The organism is Arthrobacter sp. FW305-BF8, assembly GCF_021789315.1.
Lineage (GTDB): Bacteria > Actinomycetota > Actinomycetes > Actinomycetales > Micrococcaceae > Arthrobacter.
Window position 1 is genome coordinate 3,699,868 of record NZ_CP084561.1, and the last position, 23,953, is coordinate 3,723,820.

At 67.0% G+C, this 23,953-nt stretch carries 21 protein-coding genes; 12 read left to right on the forward strand and 9 right to left on the reverse strand.

The window, feature by feature from the left end:
- Positions 1 to 45: 45 nt before the first annotated feature.
- Positions 46 to 219 carry a hypothetical protein gene (locus LFT45_RS16710; RefSeq protein ID WP_236804712.1) on the reverse strand — a complete coding sequence of 58 codons (174 nt, stop codon included), beginning with the start codon at positions 217 to 219 and terminating at the stop codon, positions 46 to 48.
- 116 nt (positions 220 to 335) lie between these two features.
- Here LFT45_RS16710 and LFT45_RS16715 point away from each other — a divergent pair, with 116 nt between their 5' ends.
- The 7 genes from LFT45_RS16715 to LFT45_RS16745 all read left to right on the forward strand — a co-directional run bounded on the left by LFT45_RS16715 (position 336) and on the right by LFT45_RS16745 (position 7,268).
- Positions 336 to 1,286, forward strand: coding sequence for a phosphatase PAP2 family protein (locus LFT45_RS16715; protein WP_442863569.1), 951 nt, complete (start codon positions 336 to 338; stop codon positions 1,284 to 1,286).
- 146 nt (positions 1,287 to 1,432) lie between these two features.
- Entirely contained in the window at positions 1,433 to 2,290 is an 858-nt protein-coding gene (locus LFT45_RS16720) for a class I SAM-dependent methyltransferase (protein WP_236804714.1), read from the forward strand.
- Positions 2,287 to 3,558 (forward strand): aminotransferase class I/II-fold pyridoxal phosphate-dependent enzyme, encoded by a 1,272-nt coding sequence (locus tag LFT45_RS16725; RefSeq protein WP_236804716.1) that lies wholly within the window; start codon positions 2,287 to 2,289, stop codon positions 3,556 to 3,558. Before LFT45_RS16720 ends, LFT45_RS16725 begins: the two co-directional genes overlap by 4 nt.
- 207 nt (positions 3,559 to 3,765) lie before the next feature.
- A complete protein-coding gene (locus tag LFT45_RS16730; RefSeq protein ID WP_236804718.1) occupies positions 3,766 to 4,872 on the forward strand; it encodes a serine hydrolase in 1,107 nt (368 codons plus the stop codon).
- A gap of 542 nt (positions 4,873 to 5,414) precedes the next feature.
- Positions 5,415 to 5,573: a hypothetical protein gene (locus tag LFT45_RS16735; protein WP_236804720.1), complete on the forward strand. Its 159-nt coding sequence runs from the start codon at positions 5,415 to 5,417 to the stop codon at positions 5,571 to 5,573.
- A gap of 56 nt (positions 5,574 to 5,629) precedes the next feature.
- Entirely contained in the window at positions 5,630 to 6,223 is a 594-nt protein-coding gene (locus tag LFT45_RS16740; protein ID WP_236804722.1) for a hypothetical protein, read from the forward strand.
- A gap of 364 nt (positions 6,224 to 6,587) precedes the next feature.
- A complete protein-coding gene (locus LFT45_RS16745; protein ID WP_236804724.1) occupies positions 6,588 to 7,268 on the forward strand; it encodes a hypothetical protein in 681 nt (226 codons plus the stop codon).
- 8 nt (positions 7,269 to 7,276) lie between these two features.
- Here the strand turns inward: LFT45_RS16745 and LFT45_RS16750 are convergent, their stop codons facing one another.
- The 6 genes from LFT45_RS16750 to LFT45_RS16775 all read right to left on the reverse strand — a co-directional run bounded on the left by LFT45_RS16750 (position 7,277) and on the right by LFT45_RS16775 (position 15,137).
- Positions 7,277 to 8,668, reverse strand: coding sequence for an MFS transporter (locus LFT45_RS16750; protein ID WP_236804726.1), 1,392 nt, complete (start codon positions 8,666 to 8,668; stop codon positions 7,277 to 7,279).
- 12 nt (positions 8,669 to 8,680) lie between these two features.
- Positions 8,681 to 10,423, reverse strand: coding sequence for an ATP-binding cassette domain-containing protein (locus LFT45_RS16755; RefSeq protein ID WP_236804727.1), 1,743 nt, complete (start codon positions 10,421 to 10,423; stop codon positions 8,681 to 8,683).
- Positions 10,416 to 11,261 carry an ABC transporter permease gene (locus tag LFT45_RS16760; RefSeq protein WP_236804729.1) on the reverse strand — a complete coding sequence of 282 codons (846 nt, stop codon included), beginning with the start codon at positions 11,259 to 11,261 and terminating at the stop codon, positions 10,416 to 10,418. The genes LFT45_RS16755 and LFT45_RS16760 overlap by 8 nt, the downstream gene beginning before the upstream one ends.
- The gene (locus LFT45_RS16765; protein ID WP_236804731.1) at positions 11,254 to 12,195 is read right to left on the reverse strand and encodes an ABC transporter permease; all 942 of its coding nucleotides are present in this window, start codon (positions 12,193 to 12,195) and stop codon (positions 11,254 to 11,256) included. Before LFT45_RS16765 ends, LFT45_RS16760 begins: the two co-directional genes overlap by 8 nt.
- Positions 12,196 to 12,232: 37 nt before the next feature.
- The gene (locus LFT45_RS16770) at positions 12,233 to 13,780 is read right to left on the reverse strand and encodes an ABC transporter substrate-binding protein (protein WP_236804733.1); all 1,548 of its coding nucleotides are present in this window, start codon (positions 13,778 to 13,780) and stop codon (positions 12,233 to 12,235) included.
- Between the two features lie 145 nt (positions 13,781 to 13,925).
- Complete coding sequence (locus LFT45_RS16775; protein ID WP_236804734.1) at positions 13,926 to 15,137, reverse strand: MFS transporter; 1,212 nt, start codon at positions 15,135 to 15,137, stop codon at positions 13,926 to 13,928.
- 214 nt (positions 15,138 to 15,351) lie between these two features.
- Here LFT45_RS16775 and glgX point away from each other — a divergent pair, with 214 nt between their 5' ends.
- From glgX to LFT45_RS16800, 5 genes are all read left to right on the forward strand, one after another.
- Positions 15,352 to 17,517, forward strand: coding sequence for a glycogen debranching protein GlgX (gene glgX, locus LFT45_RS16780; protein WP_236804735.1), 2,166 nt, complete (start codon positions 15,352 to 15,354; stop codon positions 17,515 to 17,517).
- Positions 17,518 to 17,821: 304 nt separating this feature from the next.
- The gene (locus LFT45_RS16785; protein WP_236804736.1) at positions 17,822 to 18,475 is read left to right on the forward strand and encodes a SipW-dependent-type signal peptide-containing protein; all 654 of its coding nucleotides are present in this window, start codon (positions 17,822 to 17,824) and stop codon (positions 18,473 to 18,475) included.
- Between the two features lie 2 nt (positions 18,476 to 18,477).
- Positions 18,478 to 19,098, forward strand: a complete 621-nt coding sequence (locus tag LFT45_RS16790) for a SipW-dependent-type signal peptide-containing protein (protein ID WP_236804737.1) — start codon at positions 18,478 to 18,480, stop codon at positions 19,096 to 19,098.
- A gap of 13 nt (positions 19,099 to 19,111) precedes the next feature.
- Positions 19,112 to 19,651 carry a signal peptidase I gene (locus tag LFT45_RS16795; RefSeq protein ID WP_236804738.1) on the forward strand — a complete coding sequence of 180 codons (540 nt, stop codon included), beginning with the start codon at positions 19,112 to 19,114 and terminating at the stop codon, positions 19,649 to 19,651.
- Positions 19,652 to 20,093: 442 nt separating this feature from the next.
- Positions 20,094 to 20,786 (forward strand): hypothetical protein, encoded by a 693-nt coding sequence (locus LFT45_RS16800; protein ID WP_236804739.1) that lies wholly within the window; start codon positions 20,094 to 20,096, stop codon positions 20,784 to 20,786.
- Positions 20,787 to 20,827: 41 nt separating this feature from the next.
- Here the strand turns inward: LFT45_RS16800 and LFT45_RS16805 are convergent, their stop codons facing one another.
- Positions 20,828 to 21,667 (reverse strand): phosphatidylinositol-specific phospholipase C/glycerophosphodiester phosphodiesterase family protein, encoded by an 840-nt coding sequence (locus tag LFT45_RS16805; RefSeq protein WP_236804740.1) that lies wholly within the window; start codon positions 21,665 to 21,667, stop codon positions 20,828 to 20,830.
- Positions 21,668 to 21,908: 241 nt separating this feature from the next.
- The gene (locus LFT45_RS16810) at positions 21,909 to 23,891 is read right to left on the reverse strand and encodes an amino acid transporter (RefSeq protein WP_236804741.1); all 1,983 of its coding nucleotides are present in this window, start codon (positions 23,889 to 23,891) and stop codon (positions 21,909 to 21,911) included.
- Between the last annotated feature and the right edge of the window lie 62 nt (positions 23,892 to 23,953).

Here is a 23,953-nt window from a genome sequence, read left to right on the forward strand (position 1 = left end):
AGCCGGCCTGCGTTTAGCCCCCGGGACCGGCCCCGGTGCAGGGCGTCAGCTACCGGTTTCCTCGGGATGCTCCCGGGCGCGCTTGGCTTCGGGCGTCTCGCCCTGCTGCGGGATGAAATCCGGATCCAGCTTGGTGCTGAGGTCGGTTTCGTCGCGGTCGGATCCTGCGCGACCGGGCTCTTCGGAAACAGTGCGGGTCTCGTCTGGTTTTTCGGTCATGCCCCAAACGTAATCCCCCCGCCCCACGGAGTCGAGCATCAGGAAAAGCCGGGCGAGCAGGATCCACTCACCCGCCGGACAGGCGCCTCCCAGCAAACTGTGACACCCTTGTGACGATGACTTTCCAGCTCAGGGACCCCCGCCGTAAGAAACAGGGCCGCCAGCAGCAGGGCCGTCAGAAGCCCCGCCGGCCTGCAGGACGAATGCGCCTCGCGGCGGGCACAGGCTTCCTCTTCGCCGTGGCCACGCTGGCTTGCGCCGCCGGGCTCGCGGCCACCTATTACTACTTCGTCCGCACCACGACGGGCCAGTTCATCGACGAGTCCGCCCTGGTGGAGGCCGTGGACATCCACGGGCCCGCGGGCAAGGTGACCACCAGGTTCCTGGACTGGCTGCCTACCATCTCCCTGGTGATGGCCGCCGTCGTTGTTCTTCTGGTAACGGTGATTCACCGCCGGTGGCGGGCCGCGGGTATTGCCGTTGCGGCGTGCGTCGCGGCGAACATCGCAACGCAGGTGCTCAAGGACCTGCTGCCGGTGCGGCCGTACCGGGGCGTAGAGACGCTGGAGCTGAACTCTTTGCCGTCCGGTCACACCACACTGGCGGCGTCCGCGGCGGCGGCCGTGTTCCTGATGTCGTCCCCGCGGTGGCGGCCGCTGGCCGGCTTTGTCGGCGGCACTTTTGCTATCGCCTCGGGCATGTCCACACTCGTGAACCAGTGGCACCGGCCGGCGGATGTGGTGGCGGCATTCCTGGTGGTGGGCTGCTTCATGATTCCCGCGGGCTGGCTGATTCTCCGCAATGACGGCCACGAATGGAACGTCTGGGACGGCTTCGGCGGGCACTGGGGATCGGCCCGGCTGTGGATCGGGCTGCCGATGGTGCTGGGGCTGGCCTCGGCAGCGGTGTCCGTGTATTCGCTGGTCATGATCGCCCCGGGCATCGGCCACGAGGCCAGCACCACCAACTACTTCTGGGCGGGTATCTCACTGATCGTGATAGCCGGGTACCTGGCCACCGTGGCCACGACGTCGCTGTTCGCGTACGCCGTCCGACGCCGGAACTGACCAGGGCGCTGACCTCCCCTCCCCCTGTCCCCACCGCCCGCAACCTTTACAACCCCGGCCGCGGAGCCCACAATAAGTCGCACCACAGCCTCCACTGACTGGGCAGTGCGCTGGAACTGGACCTGCGAAAGCAGAGGTGCGCGGACATGAATGACCAGGCCGGGGCGGACAAAGCCCTGAAGGAAAAGCACCGGGCCATGTGGGCGCAGGGCGACTACCCTGCCCTCGCGAGCGAGCTCCTCCTGGACCTGGGCGCCATCCTGGTGCAGGCCTGCAACATCAAACCGCGCCAGCGCGTCCTGGATGTCGGCGCGGGCGCCGGCAATGCGGCCATTCCCGCGGCCATGATGGGCGCCCGCGTGATCGCCAGCGACCTCACCCCGGAGATGTTCGACGCCGGGCGGCGGCAGGCTGCCGACCGCGGGGTTGAGCTCGAGTGGGTGGAGGCCGACGCCGAGAATCTCCCCTTTGCGGACGGTGAGTTCGACGTCGTCATGTCCTGCCTCGGTGCCATGTTCGCCCCGCACCACCAGGCGAGCGCCGACGAACTGGTCCGCGTCTGCAGGCCGGGCGGGACCGTCGGGCTGCTGCACTGGACCCCGGAAGGCTTCATCGGGCAGATGTTCGCCGCCATGAAACCCTTCGCGCCGCCCCCGCCGCCCGGCGCACAGCCGCCACCGCTGTGGGGCAGCGAGGACCACGTCCGTGAGCTGTTCGGCGGACGGCTGGACGACATCCGGGCGCAGAAGCGGACCGTTGCCATCACGAGCTTCCGTCAGCCCGAAGACTTCGTGCACTATTTCAAGTCGCACTACGGGCCCACCATCTCCGTGTACAAGTCCCTGTCAGGCGACGACCAGAAAGCCAAGGCCCTGGACGAGGCCCTGACGGAGCTTGCCAGCACGTACATCGAAGCCCACGGCGATACGCCCGCACAGATGGAATGGGAGTATCTGCTGCTCACGGCGAAGGCCAACGCCAAGCCCCAGGAAACCGGGCTGTGACGGACTCCCCCGCCTCGCGCCGCGCCCTTGAGGTGGCCTCCATTCCGTCCTTCCAGAGGATCTCCGAGCACCTCAACCATTCCACCTACGCTCGCCGCAAACATCATCCCGGCATCTGCGACTTCACCTTGGGCAACCCGCACCAGATGCCGCAGGACGCCTACGTGGATGCGCTCCGGGACGCGCTCCACCCGCATGACGACCAGTGGTTCGCGTACAAAACCAATGAGGCGGATGCCCGGGAGGCGGCCGCGGACTCGCTAAGCCGGCTGCTCGATGTTCCGTTCGAAGCCGAGGACCTGTACCTCACCACCGGCGGCTTCACCGCAATCGCCCTCGCGCTGAAGGCGGTTACTGATCCTGGCGACGAGGTCATCTACAGCCTGCCGCCCTGGTTCCTCTACGAACCGCTGGCTGTCGAGGCCGGACTGGTCCCGGTGAAGGTCCGGATCGACCTCGAGACCTTCGACCTCGATCTGGCGGCCATTGAAGCGGCCATCACGGAGCGGACCCGGGTGGTGATCATCAATTCGCCGAACAACCCCACCGGCAGGATCTACCCGCCCGAACTCCTCCGCCAGCTGGCAACCCTCCTCGACGAGGCATCGGCACGGATAGGGCGGCGCATCTACCTGGTCTCCGACGAGCCGTACAACAGGATCGTCTTCGACGGCGCCCGCTTCCACAGCCCCGCGGAGTTCTATCCCTATACCCTCCTGGCCTATTCGTACGGCAAGACGCACTTGGCGCCGGGCGAGCGGATCGGGTACCTGGCGCTGCCGCCGAGCATGCCGGACCGCAAGGAGCTCGGCACCGCCGTCGAGGCGATGCAGCTGGCCATGGGCTGGATCTACCCCAACGCGGTGCTGCAGTACGCGCTTCGGCGGCTGGAGACGTTCACCATCGACGTCGGCCAGCTGCAGCAGAAGCGGGACCGGCTGGTCCAGGAGCTGGGCGGGATGGGATACCGGCTCCGGCCGCCCGAAGGCACCTTCTACCTGTTCATCCATGCCCCCATTGAAGACGACGAGGCCTTCACCGAGGCGCTCGGCCAGGAGGACGTCTTTGTGCTTCCGGGCGTCCTGTTCGAGACACCGGGGTTTTTCCGGATGTCCCTCACTGCCAGCGAGGACATGGTGGAGCGCAGCCTGCCCCACTTCCGGGCGGCCATGGAACGGGCGGGGCAGGACCGCCCCGAAGACGCCGACATCAAGCTCCCCACCGGCCTGATCCCCATCATTCCGGCGAGCCCGAGAAAACTGCCCTGACCGGCCCATCCCCCATTTTGGTGGCCTAGGTCAACTGTTTTCCAACCAGAGTTCCACCTTTTCCCAACCTCCGAGTGCCAGCGTGGCCGTATGCCGCCCCTGACGAAGCGGCAGACGAAGTGGGGTGAGGCGGGTGGCAGTCGGTACACATTTCCGGACCGGGTCCGGAAATCCGGGCAATGATCTCCGGGCAATGAGGACCCGGTAATGAGCAGGGCTCCGGGCCGGCATCGCGTCCGCAGCCGCCGCCGGCCAGGCGCGGCAGCAACCACCCAAACAGTTCCCCGGCCTGCAGAGCCGCGCGGCCGGCTGCTGATCATCTGCGCCGCGATGGTGCTGACCGCAACCACTGCCTACGCGTCAGCCGTGGCGCCGTCACCGGTGCCATCAAGGGTCATGCCGGCGGCGGCCTCCCCTTCCGGAACCCCCGCAGGGCAGGCAACCAAGCCTGTTCAACAAGCGACGACGCAGGTCCCCAGCCCAGCAAAAGCTACCAAACCCAAGGCGACGGCCACTAAGCGGGCGGCACCTTCCCCGCGCGCCGCCGTCGTCCGTCCCACCCCGGCACCCGCCGCGCCAGAACCAAAGGCGGCCCCTGGCCCACCGCCGCCGCAGCCGGTGGCCCCCGCCAATGCAACTCTCAAGCAGCAGCTCAGCGCCATCATCGCGGCTAACAGCAGGTACCAGATGGGGGTTGCCCTGGTTGACATGTCCGACGGCGTTGTCCGCCAGTATGGAGTCGAAGAGAAGTTCGTCGCGGCCAGCACGGGCAAGATCCTTGCCGCCGCCGCGTACTACCACCTGGCCGAAGCAGGTGTGGTGTCCCTTGCAGCGCCAATGGGCGGCACTACCGCGGCCTTCCAGATCCGCCAGATGATCCAGCAGAGCAACAACACATCCTGGGCCCTGATCCTGGGGGCAGTCGGCTACCAGGGGATCCACGACTACGCGGCGTCGCTCGGCATTCCCTACGACAGGACCTACAACACCCTGTCCGCGGCGGAGACGGCCAGGATTCTGGTCCAGCTGTACAACGGGCGTCTGCTCAACGCGCCCCACACCGCCGAGCTGCTGTCCTACATGCAGAACACGAACTTTGAGTCGCTGATCCCTGCCGCCGTGCCGCCGGCCGTTACCGTTTTCCATAAGTACGGGCTGCTCAACGGGAACCTGCACGACGCCAGCATCCTGGTCCAGGGCCAGCGCGCCTTCGCATTCGTCGTGTACTCCCGGGGCCCCAGCGTTGCAGACATCCCCGTACAGACGGCCATCATCCGCCAACTCACCCAGGTGGTCGTGGAACAGCTGTTCTGACCGGATGGGGGGTGCCGGCCCGGCATGTCAGGGGGTGCAATGCCGGGCCGGCCAGCTGGCCGAACGACCACTCGCGGCTGTGGCTTCGGACCAGATGGAAAAAGAGTGCCAGCGGCTCCTAGGAAATTCCCGGTCAACCTTGGAGAAATGCGACCCCCCACCCAGCAGCGGCCGCTCGCCGCCGCGCTCTTGCTGCCGCGCCCTCCGTTTTGGGGGGCCTCACCCTCTTCGGCGGTCCAAGGTTCACCGGTAAATCCACCATGACCTGGCGCAACAATTACCGCAGACGGCACTTTCCCTTCATACCGGGATTCTGCCGGCAACGCCGCCGGTCTCAGCGCATGCCGGAAGGGCCCGCGGGGCGGCGAAGGTGGAAGGTGAATAAGATGATGACCCCGGACCCGCACTCACCCGGTGACAGCCTCTGGCAGTCCCACAAGCAAGAGAGGCTGCCTTCTCACCACGCTGCCGGCGGCCCAGCACTTCCTGACCCGGCCTGGCCAAACCAGCGGCCAGCGCACCGCGCTCCCGAGGGCGGCATAATGCAGCGCCAACTCATGCGGCTCATCGGCGAAATCCTCGGCGACGAAAGTCTGGGATCGGACCTCCGGTTGTCACTGCTCAGGCACGTCTCCGAGCATCCGGGACACCCGGAACAGGCAATGCTGGCGCATTTGCAGGAGATCCAGGACGGAGGATGATGGCCGCCGGTTCCTGACCTCCCAACAAAGCCCTTCCCGACGACCCAGGAGGATCCATGAAAACCAGAGCAGCCCTCGCGCTTTCCGTTGCCGGGATCCTCGTAACAGGATCCGCCGCTCTCGCCGTCAACACGCAGGTGCTGGGCACCAGGCCGTCCGGTACCGGCGACGCGAACAGCGTCCTCCTGCCGCACAACTCCAGCAGCACTGCGGTACCGACCGCCGCCGCGAGCGCGAAGGCCACGCCTAATGTGACGTCCGTGGTCGATGGCGGCAGCACAACTTCCACCCTGGCGAAGACTACCGGGGCGCCGGAGTTAGGTGACGGCAAGGGCGGCCGGCGGGCGGCGACATCGCCGTCGCTTACGCCGTCGCCGTCGTCCGAGCCCGGTGACGATCGGGATCACAACAAGGACGGCACTGTTACGGACACGTCCGACGCCGGCCCTGCCGCGCCCCAGCCCGGCGGCACCTTCGGTTCTCTGTCCGAAGGCGCCGGCACTGCCGGGGATCCCGCCGTCGTCACCGGCCAGCCGGGCGACGACAAAGGCGGCCTTCGGACCCTCCCGGAACCCGGCGATGACAAGGGCGGGCAGCGCAAGGACTCCGGATCCAGGGAAGACAGCGGCGGCCACGGTTCGGACGACTGAAGCGCGATTAACCCGGGGCGCAAACCCCCAATAGCGGGCCTTCTGCACACACGCGGGAGGCCCACGCACATTGCGCGTGCTACCTGAAACCTTGCGTAAATCAGAACCGCCACGCCGAGGAATACAGAACTATTTCTTTGCTTAATCCATAAATCAACCTGTATCGTATTCATTTAGGTAGACCGAAACTCCTCTGGAGCACCTCCAGGGGCCTCGCCCTGCATCGCAGCGCGCCAGCCACTCCCGGCCCCCCACAAAAATCCCCAATCAAGCCCAGCAATGCCCTGCTGTCCGGAACGCCCCGGTCAGCCCAGCTCCCGGCACCACTCTCAGGGGAGCACAACAGTGATGAAAGGCCGGCATTATGTTCGCCGACACCCGCACCACCTTGACCCGCCCTGAAACCCGTACCGCCACAAACCCCGCACCCAGGTATCAACCGCAGCGCCGACTAGTCCCCGCCCGCCGCGACCGCGCCGCGCTGAGGACTCCCACGTCCCGCAAGCAGACCGTCCGGCTGTTCCTGCTGGGCGTCCTCTGCACCGCAGGCTGGCTCGCCTCCCTGTTGGTGGGGCACTTCGTGGAGTTCGGTCCGGTACTGCACCGCATCGGGCTTGCCGGCCATATCCTCGCCCTCGTGCTGGCCTTCGGCACCATCCTTGTTGTCGACTGGCTGGGCCTGCTGTGGCTTATGGGCAAGGTGCACATGCATGCATCTCCCAAGCTTGAACGCGCAACAAAGCCGCTGATTTGGGGCGGCCTGGCGCTTCTGCTGGCTTCCGGAGCGCTCATCCAGCCCGACATCACCAATCCTGTGACCGCCGTGAAGCTCGGCTGCGTGCTCATTCTGATGCTGAACGGCCTGAGCATCGCGCCGGCCATGCACAAGATGTTCGCGCTTCCGCGGGAAACCAGCTTCAGCGAACTGGGCCGCCGGCTGCGCACGCGCCTGCTGATCGCACTCAGCATCTCGCAGGCCTGCTGGTGGACCGCCGTCCTGATCGGCCTCGTGAACAGCACACTCCGCCGCTGGTCAGGGATGTAACCCGAACCCTAACGGCTCTGCTCCCGCAGGCCGCCCTTGGGTATGGGGGCCGGGTCCGTCGCCGTCCCGAGGGTGCTGGGGCGGTGAATCCCGTGCAGCAGCCGCGGCAGCAACAGGGCAGCCAGGACCGCGAGGCCCACCATCGGCAGCCAGGGCGTTCCCGGCCACCAGTGGTTCCGGTCCGTCAGATCCAGCAGCCAGCCCAGCAGCGCATTCCCCGCCAGGACGGCAATGCCGCCGCAGGTGGCGGACAGCCCGTAATACGCGCCGCGCCCCGAGTCCGCCCCTTCCGGCGGGATAAACCGCGGGATCAGCGACAGGATGGTGGGCCGCAGGAGCATGTGGCCGAGGATCAGCGCGCCGACGATGCCCGCCATCAGCACCAGGGAGCCGGCCTCCGCCGAACCAGCCGGTACGGGCCCTCCCACTCCAGAATTTTCCGCCCCAGCACCGCCGGCTTCCGTCTGCACGGACGTGAAAGCGGCGGCCGCCAAGGCAGCTGCCACCAGCAGGAAACCCGCCGACATGGCCCGGCCCGGCCCCAGCCGCTGGCCCACCGCGGCCACCGGCAGCTGCAGCAGCAGTGTCAGCACGGACGCGAGCAGGAACAGCATGGCCAGCCACGAAGCGTCCAGCCCCCGCCGGTCAAGCTCAAGCGGGAACGCGAAGTAGAGCTGGTTGTAGGCCACCATGTTGGTGCTGGCGAGCAGGCAGAACGCCACGAAGCGCCGGTTCTTCAGGCACCCGAGTGCGTTGCGGGACTGGCCCGGTGCGGCTTCCGGGTCCCGCGCTCCGGCAGTTTCCGGCTTCCCTGGTGGCCCTGCGGGGAGGCGGAACCACAGCAGGACCGTCACGGCAACGAAGATTGCGATTCCCGCCGCCAGCGCCGCGTCAAAGCCCCACCCCAGCAGGGCCGCCCCCAGCAGCGGGCCGACGAGGGCGCCCATCTCCCCCGTGATGGCCAGCCAGACGAACACCGAGCGCCGGCCCTTGCCTGGAGCGCGCTCCTCGGCGCTGGCATGCGCACGGTCCGCGTGCGACAGCCGGGACTCCAGCGCGGGCGAGAACAGCGCACCTCCCGCACCGGTGAGCGCGGCGCCGAGGAGGAACAGCGTGAAATCCGACGCAGCCGCCAGGGTGGCGTATCCGGCGATGCGTACCAGGCAGCCAGCCAGGATCGCCCGCCGGGCACCCCACCGGTCGGCCAGCAGGCCCCCGAACAGGAACATCCCCTGCTGGCTAAAGGTGCGGGCGCCCAGAACAAGGCCGACGGCGGCGGCGTCCAGTCCGTAATCCCCGCCCATGGCGCCGGCGAGGAAGGGAATCACTGCGTAGAACCCCAGATTGAACACCATCTGGGTGCCGAGCAGAACACGCGTTTCAGGCAGGTATGACTTCAAAACAAGGCGTCCCTAGGCGTCCGGGGCGCTGACGAGTTCCAGGGCGCCGGAAATCCCGGGCCGGCCGCCAGCAACGTTCGCGCCCAGCACCCGATGAGCACAGGCGGCAAGGTCACTGCAGGCAACGGGAGCAGCGCAGGCCGTCGGATGCACGCGGGCCGCCGCCACCAGCTCCTTGCTGTGCCCGTGCCGGGGGTTGGCGAAGAACTCGGAGGTGCCGGCCAGCTCCACTAGGGCGCCCTGGTACAGCACGGCCACCCTGTGGCTCATGTACCGGATGACGTTCATGTCGTGGGAAATCATGATCAGCGAAAGCCGGCGGTCCCGGTGCAGGCGCAGCAGCAGATCCAGGACCTTGCGCTGCGTGACGGCATCCAGCGCCGACGTCGCCTCGTCGCAGATCAGCACTGCCGGGTCCAGCAGCAGGGCCCGGGCGATCGTCAGCCGCTGCAGCTGGCCGCCCGAACACTGGCTTGGGTACCTGTCCAGCAGGTCGGTGTCCAGCTCAACATCCCGGACGGTCTGGTGGATGCGCTCCCGGCGCCCGTCCGGCGTCCCCGTCCGCTGCCTGAGCAGCGGCGCTTCGAGGCTGGCGAACAGTCTCATCCGCGGGTCGAACGCGTCGTGCGGTTCCTGGAAGACGAGCTGCACCTCGGTGCCGGGGACACCGAGAGTGCTGCCGCCGCCGTCGCCCTTGCCGTCCCCTGCCGGCAGTGTCCGGGTAATGCTGCCGCGGTCGGGGGCCTCAACCTCCACCAGCAGCCGGGCCAGCGTGCTCTTCCCGGAGCCTGACTGGCCCAGGACGCCGAGGATCTCGCCTTCGCGGAGGCTCAGCGAGACGTCCTCCAGAGCCGGCCGGGCGCCGCGCCCCTTGGCGAACCGCTTGGTGACGCCGTCCAGCGCAAGGATGTCGCGGGACGGGGCGAGGCCGAGGGCCTCCCCGGCCACCACAATTCGACGGCGGGTGAGGGCGCACGCCTCCAGCAGCTCCCTGGCACAAGCAGTTTGGGGTGCGCCGAGGACGGACCTGGCCGGGCCTTCCTCCTGGACGCGGCCGGCATCCATCACCACCACGCGGTCAGCGAAGGCGGAGACGGTGGCCAGGTCGTGCGTGATGTAGAGGACGCCGAGCCCGTGCTGGCGCCGCTGGGAGTCGATCAGTTCCAGGATCTGCCGCTCCAGCACCTTGTCCAGCGCGGACGTCGGCTCGTCGGCGAGCAGCAGCTCCGGCTGTCCGGCCATGGCCAGTGCCAGCATGGCCCGCTGCGCCATGCCGCCGGACAGCTGGTGCGGATACGCCCGGGCAACCCGTTCCGGGTCCTCAAACCCGGCGTTGGTGAGCAGCTCCAGCGACTGCGCCCTGGCCAGGCGTCCGCGCAGGCCGCGGTGCAGCTTCAACGGCTCCGCCAGATGACTGCCAATGGTCATGCGGGGGTTGAACATGCGCTTGGGCTGCTGGTACAGCATCCCGATCCGGCCGCCGCGCAGGCGGTTGAGCTCGGCGCCGCTGGCCGCAAGCAGGTCGGTTCCGCCCAGGGTGATGGACCCCGACACGGCCTGGATCTGCGGCGGCAGCAGCCCCAGGACGGACAGCGCGGTCATCGTCTTGCCGCTTCCGGAGGCCCCCACCAGGGCTACAAACTCGCCAGGAGCCACGGTGAGGCCGACGCCGGACAGCACCGGACGGACGGATGGACCCCCGGCGGGAGCCCGCAGGCTGAGGTGCAGGTCCTCGATGATCAGGCCCTCACGCATGGGTGACCTCCGGGGCAGGGGCGGAAGCCAGCAGCAGCCGGCTGCTGGACATGCGCGCCAGGTGCTGTCCGATGAGCGTGACGCACAGCGCCACCGTGAAGATCACTAGGCCGGGCGCGAGGATGGTCATCGGCGATCTCACGGCGTATGGCTGGGCGGCGGCGAGCATCGAGCCCCAGTCGGACTGCGGGGGCTGCACACCGAGTCCCAGGTAGGACAGGGCGCCGACGCTGATCAGGAACTGCCCGAACCGGAGCGTGGCCTGTCCCAGCAGCGGCGCGGCCAGGTGCGGCAGGATGTGCCGCCGCACCGTGAACCAGGGAGTGCAGCCCAGCACGCGGGCCGCCTCGATGAAGCCGCGGGCGGAAACGTCGTAGGCCAGGGCCCGGGCGAGCCGCGCGAAGGGTGTCCAGCCTGTGACGGTCAGGGCCAGCAGCAGGGACGGATAGCCTGCTCCCAGCGCGGCCACCAGGAACAGTGCCACCACCATCTCCGGCATGGCCAGCAGGATGTCGTTGGTGCGGGTGAAGAACTCGTCCAGCCACCCCCGCCGGCGCGCGCTGAGGACGCCGATCGCCGTGCCGATGACCGCGGTGAGCACCGTGGCCAGGGCGGCGATGGTCAGGGAGAAGCGGCCGCCGTCGAGCAGCCTGCTCAGGGTGTCACGGCCTAGGTGGTCGGTGCCCAGCCAGTGGGCTCCGGTGGGCGCGGACAGGCGTGAGGCGAGGTCCTGTTCGGCGGACGGATAAGGCGCGATCCAGCCGGCCAGGGCCACGGACAGCACCACGACGGCCAGCACACAGCAGGCGAGCCGGATGTGCAGGGGAAGTTTACGCATGCCGCATCCTGACCTGGGGGTTGAGGAGCCCGTGGACCAGGTCCGCGGCCGTGGTCAGCAGGACAGCCAGCCCGACGACGACCACCACTGCTCCCTGTGCCAGCGGGATGTCGCTGTTCAAGACGCCGTCGAACAGCAGCCGTCCCATCCCGGGGATCGCGAAGATGACCTCGACGATGACCGACCCGCCCAGCAGGCCGGCGAACCACACGGCCGCGAGCGTGGTGAGCGGCAGCAGGCCGTTGGGGATCACGTGCTTGCGCACTGTGTGGAAGTAGCTCAGTCCCCTGCCCCGCGCGGCAGTGACGTGGTCGGCGCCGAGGGCGTCGAGCATTCCCTCCCGCACGGCGGACGTGAAATGGCTCGCCGGACGCAAGGCGAGGACCGCCACGGGCAGCACGGCCGACGTCGGGCCTTCCCACCCGGCCGAGGGCAGAACGGACAGTTCCAGCGCGAAGACCAGCACCAGCATGGGTGCCAGCCAGTACTCCGGCATGGCGATGAACGCCTGCGAGACGGCGGTGATGGCCTTGTCCGCGGCGCGGCCCTCGTTCAGCGCGGCGGCGATGCCGAGGACCACGGCGATCAGGGCCGCCACGGCGAGCGTCATGACCACCAGGCTGAGCGTGACCCAGAGGGCGGGCAGCACCTGATCCACCACCGGGGTGCGGCTGGTGTAGGACAGGCCCATGTCGCCGCTGGCGAAGCGTCCCAGCCAGCGCAGGTACTGCGTCCACAGGGGGTCCTGGAGCCCCAGCTGGGCGGACAGCGCCTGGATGGCGGAGTCATCAATCGCGTCACCGGCCACCCGCGAGCGGATGATCTTGCGCACCGGATCGCCCGGGGTGACGTACGGGATGAGGAACACCACGAAAGACGCCAGAAGAACGGCGACCACCAGGGCCGCCGTTCTCCTGGCGAGGAACAGCATCATGCCGGACCCTGCTCTGGGGATCCGTTACAGCGAAAACTCACGAGCCTGACTTGGCCGTTTCCGCCCGGAGCACGTAGCGCGCCAGCGGGTCCTGGACGTGTGCCTGCAGGTCTGTGCGGACGGCGTCGATGGCCTGCTCGTTGACCAGCCACACGTTCACGGCCTGGTCCTGGAGGATCTGGCCGGCCTCCGCGTACAACCTGTAGCGCTCCTCGGCGTCGGCCGTCGTGGCTGCCTGGGCGATCTTCTTGTCGTACTCCGCGTTGCAGAAGTGGCTGAGGTTGTAGGTGCCGTCGCAGGTGTAGTCCGCGGTGAGGAAGCCGATGGGGTCGGCGATGTCGATCAGGCGGTTGCGCTGGCTCAGCACCATGTCGTAGTTGCCGGACAGCAGGTCCGGTTCCACGGCGGCGTACTCCTTGGTGGTGATTTTCACTGGAACGCCCACGGCCTTCAGGTTCTCCTGGATGACGGTGGCCACGTCAGCGAACTCCGCGCGCTCCACGATCGCGATGATCTCCAGCGGCCGGCCGGCGGTGTAGCCGGCGGAGGCGAGCAGCTTCTTGGCGGCGTCGAGGTCCTGCTTCGGCGTCTGGGCACCCTCAGCGGCCCACGGCTCCGACGGCGCGAACGGACCGGTAGCCGGGACCGCAGCGCCCTCGTAGACGCTGGCGGCCAAGGCGTCCAGATCGAGAGCCGAGCGCACCGCCTTGCGGAAGTCGACGTCGTCGAACGGGGCCTTGCCGTTGTTCATGTACAGCGTGGCGGTCCGCGGCGAATCCGCCTTCAGGACCTTGACGTTGGAGTCCGACTCCAGGGCAGCCAGTCCCGAGACGGGGATGGACAGGGACACGTCCGCTTCGCCGGTCTGGACCTGCGCGGTGCGGGTGGCGCCATCGGTGATGAACCGGATCTCGGCGCCGGCAAGCTGCACCTGCCCACCCCAGTAGTTTTCGTTGCGGTCCAGCGTCAGGGACTGCTTCGGCTTCTCGGACACCGGCTTGAAGGGGCCGGTGCAGTGGCCGAACGGGTCGACGGTCTCGCCCTTGAAGGCGGCCGGGGACAGCACGCCGGTGTTGACGCTTGCCAGCCGGTAGGGAACCAGCGGGCTCTCCGTCGGCGTGGTCAGGCGGACGGTGTTTTCGTCGACGGCCTTGACCGCCTTGACCACCTTGGGGCTGAACGCGCGGGCGGGGACTTCGGCGTCAAGGACGTTCTGCAGCGAGGTCACCACCGCTTTGGCGTCCAGCGCGGCACCGTCCTGGAACTTGACGCCCTCGCGAATCTTGAAGTCCCACTCGAGGTCGGAGACCTGCTTCCACTCCGTGGCGAGCGACGGCACGATTTTGCCCTGGGTCTCGTCGTAGCGCGTCAGCGTCTCGAGGCAACCGGACAGGGACAGGATGTAGGCGGCGTCGCTCTCCAGCGCCCAGTCCGCCACGGGTGCGCGGAAGTTGTCGACGACGATCCGCTGGTCAGGGTCGGCCGCCTGGCTGGATTTGCCGGACTCGCCGCTGAAGCCGCAGGCGGACAGGGAAAGAAGCGCCACGAGCCCCACGGACACGGACAGCGGGAAGGAAGAGCGCAACGAAACCACCTAGATATGAGTGCCTGCGACGCTGCAGACGAGTGAAACGGCCAGAACGGCCAAAGCTGAGTGTAGGCTAACCTAACTTCCTCCGCCAAAGCGGGCCGTCCCGCCGTCGTAATATATCAGCGTGGCTTTCCGGGCATCAGTAGTTCCGCCGGTGTTTGAGTCTGGGAAGCACGACGGCGAAAACGACTGCCGCCGCAAACCCCAGTACGCCCGTGGCCGTCACGCCGGCACCGAGGGAAGCCACGGCCGTCACCGCGGAGAGGAGAACCGGCCCGCCAGTGGAGCCGGCGTCAGCCATGAAGCGCCAGAGGCCGAGGAACTGCCCGCGGCCGCGGTCGGGCGAGAAGTCGGCGCCGAGCGTCATCACCAGGCCGGAGCTGATCCCGTTGCCAAAGCCGATCAGCAGGGCCGCGAGCAGCAGGCTGGTGAAGCCGCCGGTGAGCGGGATGAGGACCAGCGCCACGCCCATGATCAGGGTGGACGGGATGGCCACCCATTGCCGCCCGCGCCGGTCCATCACCTTGCCGGCGGGATAGAAGACCAGCATGTCGATTGCCCCGGAGAGCCCGTACACCAGAGAAGCGTGCGTGGGGTCCAGGCCCAGGTGGTCGGCCCACAGCGGGATCACCACCTGCCGGGAGGCGCGCAGGGCGCTGAGCAGCAGGATGCCCATTCCGGCGGTCAGGAAAACGCCCGCGTGTGAGACGGCCACGCCGCGCAGGGTGGGCTCCGGGCCGGTCTTGCCGTCAGATCCGTGCACCGCCACCAGGTCGGGTACTGCCACGGCCAGGATGGCGGCCGCCGCCATGCCGGCCACACCCACCCAGTACGCACCGCTGATCCCAAGGAATGCCATGGCCGCGGCACCGATGAACGGGCCGATAAAGGTTCCGATGCGGCTCACGCCGCCCAGCGTGGACAGGGCACGGGCTCGGAACTCCACCGGGACGGCTTCGGTGAGGTACTTCTGCCGGGCCAGGCTGAAGACGGCGGCGGACATCCCGACGACGGCCATCGCCACCGCGAGCAGCCAGAGCCCGTCGCTGATCACCAGCGACAGCCCGGCGGCCAGCAGCGCCAGCGCCCCCGCGGCGGCCGCACCCACGATGGACCACCGTTCGCCGAACTTCAGGGTGATCATCGACGCCGGCAGGTTGAAGAACCACGAGCCCAGCCCCATGAGCGTGACAATCAGGGCGGCCACGGCAACGGATGCGCCCAGTTCACGGGCGGACAGCGCCACAACAGGGAGGATGGCGCCCTGGCCAACGCTGAACAGGAGGGCAGGGCCGAACGCCGGAACAGCAATGCCGCGAAGGCTGAAGGGCGGCGGGCTGTTCGGAGTCATCCCCATTATCGTAGGCGGCGGCCGGGGCGGGACGGCGGAAACCCGGGCTCCGCGAGGCCAGGATCACAACGATTTGATTTACATTGCTCCGGGACCTGAATCTAGCTTGGCGAAAGTACTAAGTATGCTTAGCCTTGAACCAGGGCGAGGCGCGCGGACCCCAACTTGACATTGAGCATGGCTCCGAGACAACTGAACAGCCGCAGGAGTGATCATGGAAGTCTGGCCGGGCAGCGCGTATCCACTGGGTGCGACTTTTGACGGGATGGGGACAAACTTTGCGCTCTTCAGCGAGGTGGCCACCGCCGTCGAGCTGTGTTTGATAGCCGGAGACGGCACCGAAACGCGCGTCGAACTCCTCGAAGCGGACGGGTATGTGTGGCACTGTTACCTGCCCCAGATCCAGCCCGGGCAGAAGTACGGATACCGGGTCCACGGGCCCTATGACCCCGCCAGGGGCCAGCGCTGCAACCCCAACAAGCTGCTCCTGGACCCCTATGCCAAGGCCGTCGCCGGGCAAGTGCACTGGCACCCGGCGATGTTCTCCTACAACTTCGGCGATCCCTCCTCCCGCAACAACCAGGATTCCGCGCCGCACACCATGTTGGGCGTGGTGATCAACCCGTTCTTCGACTGGGCCGGGGACCGGCCGCCCCGGATCCCCTACCACCGCTCCGTCATCTACGAGGCACACGTCAAGGGGCTCACGGAGCTGCACCCCGAGGTGCCCAAGGAGCAGCGCGGCACTTTTGCCGGCGTCGCCCATCCTGCGGTCATTGCGCACCTACAGCGGCTGGGCGTCACGGCCATCGAGCTGATGCCGGTGCACCAGTTCGTCAATGACGGGACGTTGCAGGAGAAGGGCCTGAGCAACTACTGGGGCTACAACACCATCGGGTTTTTTGCGCCGCAGAACACGTACAGCTCGATCGGCCAGATGGGCCAGCAGGTGCAGGATTTCAAGGCGATGGTCCGCTCACTGCATCGCGCGGGCATCGAGGTGATTCTCGACGTCGTCTATAACCACACGGCGGAAGGGAACCATCTGGGACCCACCATGAGCTTCAAGGGGATCGACAACGCCGCGTACTACCGCCTGCTGGAGAATGACAAGCAGTACTACATGGACTACACCGGCACCGGCAACACCCTCAACGTGCGGCACCCGCACTCCCTCCAGCTGCTGATGGATTCGCTCCGGTACTGGGTCACCGAGATGCACGTGGACGGGTTCCGCTTCGATCTCGCCGCCGCTTTGGCCCGGGAGTTTTACGACGTCGACCGGCTCTCCACGTTCTTTGAGCTGGTGCAGCAGGACCCGATCGTGTCGCAGGTGAAGCTGATCGCGGAGCCGTGGGACGTTGGCCCGGGCGGGTACCAGGTGGGCAACTTCCCGCCGCAGTGGACGGAGTGGAACGGCAAGTACCGCGACACCGTGCGTGACTTCTGGCGGGGCGAGCCGGCCACTCTGGGTGAGTTCGCGTCGCGGCTGACCGGCTCCGCCGACTTGTACGAGCGGTCGGGGCGGCGTCCGGTGGCGTCCATCAACTTCGTCACCGCGCACGACGGCTTCACGCTGCGTGACCTGGTGTCCTACAACGAGAAGCACAATGAGGACAACGGCGAGGGAAACCGCGACGGCGAATCCCACAACCGCTCGTGGAACTGCGGTGTTGAGGGGCCGACGGCGGATCCGAAGGTGCTGGCGCTGCGGGCGCGGCAGCAGCGGAACTTCATTGCCACCATGCTGCTCTCGCAGGGGGTGCCGATGATCCTGCACGGCGACGAGCTCGGCCGGACGCAGCAGGGCAACAACAACGTCTACTGCCAGGACTCCAAGCTCAGCTGGGTCAACTGGGACGCCATCGACATGCCGCTCATGGACTTCACGGCAGCGGTGAACCGGCTGCGGGCCCAGCACCCTACTTTCCGGCGCAGCACCTTCTTCGACGGCCGGCCGGTCCGGCGCGGCAAGGGCGAGAAGCTGCCGGACATCGTGTGGCTGAACGAGGACGGCATGGAGATGCTCCCCGAGGACTGGGGCCGCGGGTTCGGCCGGACCATCGGTGTGTTCCTCAACGGGGACGGCATCCAGGGCCGGGACGACCGCGGCCGCCGCATCACGGATGTGAACTTCCTGCTGTACTTCAACGCGCACGACGACGACATCAAGTTCACGCTCCCGGCCGGCGAGTTTGCCGAGGCCTGGGACATGGTGATCAACACGGCCGGGACCGGAGTGGAAACGGGCCCGATCGACGCCGGCTCCGTACTGAAGGTGGCTGCGAAGTCCATGGCGGTCCTGCGCGCCCGCGACCTGACCCAGCCCCAACCCAATCTCTCCATAGCCCTCGGCCTGCAGTCCCCCGGCCCGGCGTAATTCCCTTCCTCACCTTCCGCCGCCCAAACCCAAACCCTTCCTCACCTCCCGCCCTGGCGCTGATACACCCGGGACCCCTTGGGCAAAATGTGGTGGTCGCGGCCTCCCCTGCGCCGGCCTAGGTCCGACGCTCTCTCAGCTTTCGCCGCTTATCCCCCAACGCTTCATCGCTCCACAGCAACCTTGACTCAATCCTGATGGAATCCTGCGCAGATCTTAGGCGTGATGGGGCAGGCAAGTGAGAGCGCTGTGACAGTATTTATCCTGTTGCAAAAAACCCGAAAGTAAATTCCTGGGGGGAACTATGTCCAAAACTGAAATCGCGCCCGTAACCGCTTTGCCTTCTGCGGATAATTCCAAGAAGAGGAAGCTCAAGGCAATTCTGGCCGGCGGCTTGGTCCTCGGCATTGGTGCGGCCGTGACCCTGGCGGCGTGGAACGACTCTGAATTTGCCTTCGGGGACTTCCGTAGTGGGAAATTCAACGTCCAGAGTAGCGTGGACGGAACAACCTTCACGGATCACTCGTCCGCAGAAGCTGCAGACAGGGCAGATCTTGATTTTTCCGCGAACTACGACAACATGAGCCCGAATGACATCGTGGCCGCTCCTTATGCACTGCGGCTCGAGGAATCAACAACCTACCGCGGATCCCTCGAAGTTGAGAGCGTGACGGCCGGCGGACTTGCAGCTCCGCACTTGTCCTACCGCATCATCAAAGTCAACTCGTTCGCTGACTGCTCGGCTACAGCAACGGGGGCCGTTATAGCCTCGGGTCCACAGCTCGACGCACGGGCGAATGTGACGCCGGTTTTCCTTGCCAAGCCGGAAAAATTGGAGGGAAATGATAACCCCGGGGAGATCACGAACCTGTGCATTCAAGTGACGGCGGGCGACGACCTTCCCCAAGGTACGGCAGCCAACGCGACCTGGAAGTTTGTCGCCACCTCAGTTTCCTAAGTATGGGCGGAGACGAAGTCTCGCTGCGGCACCGCACTTTCACGCGTGTACGCGCAGTCCTCGCTGGTGCCCTCGTCCTTGGCGTGGGCGCCAGCGTGACCCTTGCGTCCTGGTCCGACTCGGAGTATGCCGCCGGTACATTCACGGCCAGCACGTTCCGTCTGGAATCCAGCACTCAGGCTGCGGACTGGAGAGACAGCACCTCAGCAACGGACGCATCACTCACGGTAAACGCGACCGGATTGTCGCCTGGCGCATCCGCCTACTCATGGCTCAACATCCGCACCACCCCCGCATCCACAGTCGGCGGAACAATTGTCCTGACCAGTTCGACGCCGGTCGGAGACTTGTCGGATGCGCTTGAGTACCGGGCCGTGATGAAAACTTCGACGTCCAGCTGTGATGCCACCGCGTTTTCCGGCGCGCCTACGTATATAGCGGGGTCGTCGGCATATTTGCCGGTGACGGCCGTGGAGGCTCCGGCAGTAGCCACGCCGATCGCTGCCGCCGGCAGCAGCCCGTTGCGCTACTGCTTCGACATTCGAATCAAGGCCGGCACGGACAACAGCTTCCAAGGCAAGTCGGCGACGGTCACCTGGCTGTTCACTGGAACATCAAATTAGCGAGGAGGAGATCATGAATAAAAGGAAAAGCGGAGCCAGCCCGGTCGGCAATGCCCTCCTAAACGTCGCCGCACTTGGCGGCACCGTTTGCATCGTCCTGGTGATCCTCGCCTTCTTCTTCCAGATCACGCTGATCATGTTCAAGACCGGCTCCATGAGCCCGACAATTCCGGCGGGTTCGCTCGCCGTCGTCAAGAAAATCCCGGCGTCCGAGGTGCGGGTGGGAGACGTCGTCACCATTGACAGGCCGTCGGCGCTACCGGTGACGCACCGCGTCACGTCGGTATCGCCGGGAGAAAGCGGCACCGCCAGCATCAGGATGCGCGGCGACGCCAACCCCACTGACGATCCCCTGCCGTATGAAGTCGAGACGGTGCGCATCGTGCTGTGGTCCGTTCCGGAACTCGCCTACACCGTGAATGCCGCCAACAACCCCCTCGTCATGGGCGGAATGACTGTCGCAATGGCCGTCGTCGTAACGTGGGCTTTCTGGCCGCGGGATGAGCCTCGCCGTCGTCGGAATGAAAGCGACCGCCAGGAAGCGGCGACGTGAAGCGGCAGCGTCTAGCCGTCGTCGGACTGCTGACTCTGGGGGCGGCCCTGACGGTGGCTCCCCCAGAACCGACGACGGCGGCCTGGACAGTTCCGCAACTCGCTCAAGGGACGTTCCAAGCCAGAACCGTCATGCCGCCGGTGTCGCTCGCATGCAGCGAGGGTGGCCTCCTGCAGAGTGCGACCTTCTCGTGGACAGCGCCGGCAGATGGCTTGCCCGTCCTTGGATATGAATGGACCGTCACGCCTGAGGGGGGCTCGCCGTCTACCCCGGATACGACGACGGCCACGAGTCAACGCATCAGTTCAGACATACTCAATGCTGGCAAAAGTACCTTTACTCTAGTCACGGTTGGACCTGGCGGCTGGAAATCTAGCGCGGTAAAAGGGACGGTCTATAGGCTGGGGCTACTTGGCCTATCCGTGTATTCGAGCTGCAGCCCATGACCACCGAACCCGCCCCACCAGAACCGGACCCTACTGCCGACCCGGACCGTGAGCGCCTCAGCCGCAGGGAGAAGGCATTGCTCTTCCTGAACTCCCGCCGTCGGAGATTCTGGGCGGTTTTCACACTCATCGTCAGTTGGTTCTTGCTCGAGATCCTCTTCGATCGGTCCCCAGTTTTCCCGCTCAGCCTGGTCCCCAACCTCTTCCTCTACGGAGGCGGCGCGCTCCTTGTGGTCCTCTGGACGAACGGTGCCATCCTGAACCAACCCGCCCCTCTGCCCGTGGGCATCATGCGGAACACCGCAACGACGCGGTTCATGAACGAGGAAACGTGGGAGACAGACTTGTCTCGCACCCAGGCCCAGGACGCGTTGGTCCGGCTCTTTCAGCAGCCCGGCACCGAGGCGCGCGTCATTGGCAAGACCGTCTGGGTGCAGCTCGGCAAGGAATGGCACGCCGAGGAGTGGTGGCACCGAGACGCAGCCCCGCACATGAAACGCACGCCGCCGGTCCACTTCTTCCTCAACCCCACCGGCTCGGGGACAGCCATCACCGCCTTCAGCCAGGACCGCAGGCTTGCCGGGATGCACGACGTCGTCCGCCTCTCGGACGAGATGAGCGCCACCGCTGTGAAGCTGGCCCGGGACGCAACCGAGAGACCGGACGACGACGAGGGCCGGGAGCGGTAAGCGCCCGGCCCCCACCTCCGGACGCGGCCGGAAAAGACGAATTACTTGCTCAGGAACCTGTCCAGCGCGGGAAGGTCGTCGGTGTTGATGTGGTCGACGCCGGCGTCACGAAGTTCGGTCCACATCGCGTCGCGCGCAGCCCCGGCCTGGTCCGGCGTCGCCCAGAACCGCACCCGGTACCCCTGGGCATGTGCCGTCGCCACATACGCTCGCAGCTTGGCACGCTCGGCCTCCGGCATCGGCCCGACACCCTCCCACGTAAACAACTTGGTCCAGTTGTCGCTGACCAGCGGCATCAGCGCGGCAGGCATCCCCGTCGCCAGATCCGCCGAGCGGCCGTCATAGAAACCGAACCGCTTGGGCGCAGCCTGCATCGTCGCCAGCGGGCGGTTGCCGCTGATGACGGCGGTGACCGGGCCGGTGGAAACCTCGCCGTTGGCGTAGCGCGTCATCAGCGCAGGGTGCTCCGCCAGTTCCTTTTCCATGGCCGCATAGGTCATCTCGCCGTCGCTCTTAATATCGATCAGCAGCTGCAGGCTGCCGTCCCAGCCCGGGTACACGCTGTGGCCCTGCTGCCGTACGAGCTTGTCGAGCGGGTCCAGGTAGAGGCTTTCGAGGGTGACGCCGGCCCGCGCATCCGCGAGGTCGTGCGCCACGCGCAGCTCGCCATCCACCAGCCAGACGTCCGCCTCCACACTCGTGAACCCATGTTCCAGCGCGTCCAGCAGCGGCCGGTCGTGTTCGTAGTCGTTGTGCGCGTGCGCTGCGGCATGCGGCTCCCCCAGTACGACGGCGGCATCCGGCGCCGCGGTGGACGGGGCGGCGATTCCGGCGAGCGCCGTTAGGGCGACGAGTGCGGTGACGGTGCTTTTGAGCAGCACAGGGTTCTCCTTCAGTGCGGTTGGGGACGCCGCCGCGTTTCGCGGATTGGGAACGTCCGACGGCGTGCCCCACCACCCTGCCCGCCCGCAGCTAACGCTTGCCCACGCTCACCTGACGCCGCGGTGAACAGGACATGTCGTGCGCCGCGGTTGGCAACTGATAAGGCGTTGGGGGAAAACCGGCAGGAACTGATAAAGGGTTGGGGGGAACCGGCAGGAAGTGAGAGAGGGTCCCGCTGGGCTAGCCGACGTGGATGCCGGGGCGGCGGGCGGGGTCGGGCTCGTTTTCGCGGATGATCTCGCGGACCACGGGGGCGGTGTCGCCGCGGCCCAGGAGCAGGTAGCGCATCAGGTGGGCCAGCGGGTTGCCCTCGGCCCATTCGAAGTACGCGTGCGGCCGGACTCCGGTGGCCTCGTGCAGGGCCAGCAGGATCGCGGCGATGGCGTTGGGCGCGGCCGGGCTGTTCGCGCGGAGGACCCGGTGCCCGGCCACCTCGACGCCCCGGACCTCGAGCACCTCGCTGAAACCCGACGGGTCCGTGACGTCGATCTCCAGGAACATTACGTCGGCTGTGCCGGGCACCGGGTTGTTCTCCCGCTGCGCGGCTTCCTTCTCCGCGTACTCCTTGGCGTCCCTGGCCTGCGGGCGGTTGGCGATGATGTTGATCCGCCCGTCGTAGTCAATGGTGTCCGTGACGAAGCGGCGCGCGGCCTCGTCGAACTCGATCCGGTCCACCCGGAGCTCGGTGGTCCGCGAGACACGGGACACCAGCGACACCACCACGATGCCCAGGATGAAGAACCCGGAGATCGCCAGGCCGTCCGGCTTCTCGATCACGTTTTCCACGAGGGCGTAGAGCAGCACGAGTGTCAGGACGGTGAAGCCGACGGCGGCCCCGCGCTTCTTCTTGCGCGCGGCAGAGATGCTCACGGCCACCGCGCCGGAGACCATCATGAACAGGATCCCGGTGGCGTAGGCACCGGCCTGGGCATTGACGTCGGCCTTGAAACCGATGGTGATGAGGATGCTGATGGCCGTGTACACCAGGACCACGGGCCGCACCGCGCGGGACCAGTCGGGCGCCATGCCGTAGGAGGGAAGGTACCGGGGCACGATGTTGATCAGCCCGGCCATCGCGGAGGCGCCTGCGAACCACAGGATCAGGATGCTGCTGACGTCGTACACGGACCCGAAGCCGTTCCCGAGCCGCTCGTGCGCCAGGTAGGCGAGCGCACGCCCGTTCGCGGGCCCGCCCTCCTGGAACGCCTCGGCCGGGATCAGCACGGTGGTTACGAAGCTGCTGCCGATCAGGTAGACGCTCATCACCACGGCAGCCGTGGTGAGGAGCTTGCGGGTATTGCGGATCCGGTTCTGCAGCGTTTCTTCCGGCGTGGACCCGGAAGCCTTAACCAGGGGCATCATGCTGACGCCGGTTTCGAAGCCGGAGAGGCCCAGCACCAGCAGCGGGAACGCCAGGACCGCGGGCCCGGCGATGTTGCCAAAACCGCCCCCGAAGGAGCCGAGTGAAGCCATCCAGGCGGCGACGGCACCCGGCTGGGTGACGGCGTCGTAAATTCCGGTGCCAATGATGACCGCGTTCAGCAACAGAAAGACGCCCACCAACGGAATGGCCACCGCCACCGCCTCGGAGAAGCCCAGCAGGAACACCCCGCCCAGGATCAGCAGCATCACCACGGTGATGGGGACGGCCTGTCCTTCCAGGAACGGCGGCAGGTACGGGTTCTCCAGCATGTGCACGGTGGCGTCGGCGGCGGACAGGGTGATGGTGATGATCCACGACGTCGCCACGAACCCGAGCAGCACCAGCACGAACACCTTGCCGCGCCAGAACGGCAGCAGGTTCTCCAGCATGGCCACCGACCCCTGCCCGTGCGGGCTCTCGTGCGCCACCCGCCGGTACATCGGCAGCATGCCCAGCAGCGTCAGGGCCACGATCAGCAGCGTGGCCAGCGGCGACAGGGCCCCCGCGGCGAGCGCGGCGATGCCCGGCAGGTAGGACAGCGTGGAGAAGTAGTCCACGCCGGTCAGGCACATGACCTTCCACCAGCTCTGCTGGTGCCCGGTGCCCTCCGCGGATTCCGGCCCCACCGGCTGGTGCACCTTGTGTTCCAGCAGCCAGCGTGCGAACGCACCGCCGGGACCGTTCTCCCGCTCGGGGTTGGGCACGCTGGCCGGAACGGAGTACTGGGCTGGTGCGGTCATGGAGTGTCTTTCTGGTTTTTGGGAAGGTCCGCTGTTGGGCCGCTGAGAGCGGCGGGAGGTTC